The sequence below is a fragment of the Psychrobacter sp. CAL346-MNA-CIBAN-0220 genome (assembly GCF_040309805.1).
GTDB lineage: Bacteria > Pseudomonadota > Gammaproteobacteria > Pseudomonadales > Moraxellaceae > Psychrobacter.
Genome location: NZ_JBEOPF010000018.1, coordinates 1 through 1,757, shown reverse-complemented (window position 1 = coordinate 1,757; position 1,757 = coordinate 1). Strand labels below are relative to the sequence as shown.

At 43.0% G+C, this 1,757-nt stretch carries 2 protein-coding genes; one reads left to right on the top strand and one right to left on the bottom strand.

Features of this window, described 5'->3' with window-relative positions:
• Nucleotides 1–330, top strand: a 330-nt coding sequence (locus AAEY88_RS12480) for a restriction endonuclease subunit S (RefSeq protein ID WP_350562886.1), incomplete at its 5' end; no start/stop codon positions are given.
• 14 nt (nt 331–344) lie between these two features.
• Here the strand turns inward: AAEY88_RS12480 and AAEY88_RS12475 are convergent.
• A partial coding sequence (locus tag AAEY88_RS12475) for a MobA/MobL family protein (protein WP_350562884.1) occupies nt 345–1,757 on the bottom strand: 1,413 nt, incomplete at its 5' end.

The window sequence follows — 1,757 nt, the reverse complement described above, 5'->3', positions numbered from 1 at the left end:
CCTATTCATGAAGGTAATGTTATTACTGTGAACTATAATGGGTCGGTCGGTGAAAGTTTTTATCAACCTTTACCATTTTGGGCATCTGATGATGTGAACGTTCTCTATCCTAGAGAATGTGTGTTTCCATACTTTAATGCTTATATTGCCCTATTCGTTATACCTCTAATCAAGATAGAGCAATTCCGCTTCAACTATGGCAGGAAATGGCATACTGATCGTATGAATGATTCAAGTATCCGACTACCTATCGACAAAGACGGAAGTTTAAACTTAAGGTTTATGGAGGGTTATATAAAATCGCTCCCATTCAGTAGCAGCATAGAGTAGTGACTGTAAGGGCGCTATAAGTCTATACCCTTGTCAACTTTGTCTACAGTTATATCTTGGCGTTGCTGCCGTTGCAGCGATAACTGCTGTTGTCGCTGTTCCCTTAGTATTTCAGTTTGTTCTTGATCGTACTCTTTTACTTCGTCCTGTATGGCTATAATATCTTCGTACTCAGAAGGGTTTTCACGGTATGCACTAGCATGGGCTGACCTTCTAAGCTCTGCGGTCACGCCTTGAGCCTTCATATCATCAAACAATGACTTAATATTATTATGTTGTTCTACTTTCTTATCTAACTCTGCTTGCCACGCCTTCATCTTAAAGGGATTCCATGGCTCACTATCTTTTAGCCGCTCTATTTCAGCACGTATAGGCTTAGCTTGCGCCTGTAGCGTAGCTAACTGGCTTCTATGTGATTGCTTGGCCATTTCTTTACACCGATGCACAAAGTCCTTAACTATTAGCCGCTTTTCGGCTATATCATCGGCTTTATCTAGCACTGTAGGCGTTTTAACGGCTTCTTCTGTGACTTGTGGTGCTTTTGGCTGTTGAACTGGTTCTATAGGCAACTGTGGGCGTTCTGTTATATCTCTAGGTGCGGTGCTTGTGCTTGTTTGATCCGCAGGTCGGACTTCGCTGTTATGTCCTTGCCCCAATTCGTTGCTCTTGACGCTACCAACTGGCGGTAATTCTCGTCCTCGCTCATTTGAATGGCTCTCAACGCTTGGCGGTCTATCCACTCGCTCACTAACTGGCTCGATTCTTTCTCGTTCTTGCTCATGGTCAACACTCCTAATGGGTTCAGGTTCAGCCGTTGGTATTCCTAGATCATCAAAGGCTTGGTATAGCTTAGGCTGTTTTTCAGCAATGTCTCTTTTGACTTCGGGTAGCCTACGTTTGATAAACTGTAGCTTGTTATGAAGTTCGGTTGCTTGTTTAAGCTGCTTGCTTAAAATATCGTTAATTTTCTCATTACTATTGGTTTCGAGAACTTTATTATATTTGGCTATTGAGCGGTTGATGTCGCCACGGTCTGTTTTGACGCCTTTACGCTCTAATGCACTAGCAACGCCTAATTTGATGGTTGGCTCACGCTCTAAGCCTTGATCTTTCAGACTTCTATGGTCAATTTCTATTCCATACTCACGCAAATGCTCATTAGCAGTTTTCGCCCATTGTTCACGCCAATAAACCACCTCACCGCTTTTCTTTTCGTCTAGCTCACGAGTTTTCTTCGTAAAGCCGTCTTGTTCTAGCTTTCTAGTGCTTAGCATGATGTGGGCGTGGTGGTTCTCTTTACTCTCGTACATATTCTTACCATTATGCAAATGAGCATCTACGGCACAGCCATGTCTTGCTACGATCTGCTTGGCAAAATCTTGTACAAGCGCAATGCGCTGATCTTCATTGAGTTCATTCGGTAAAGC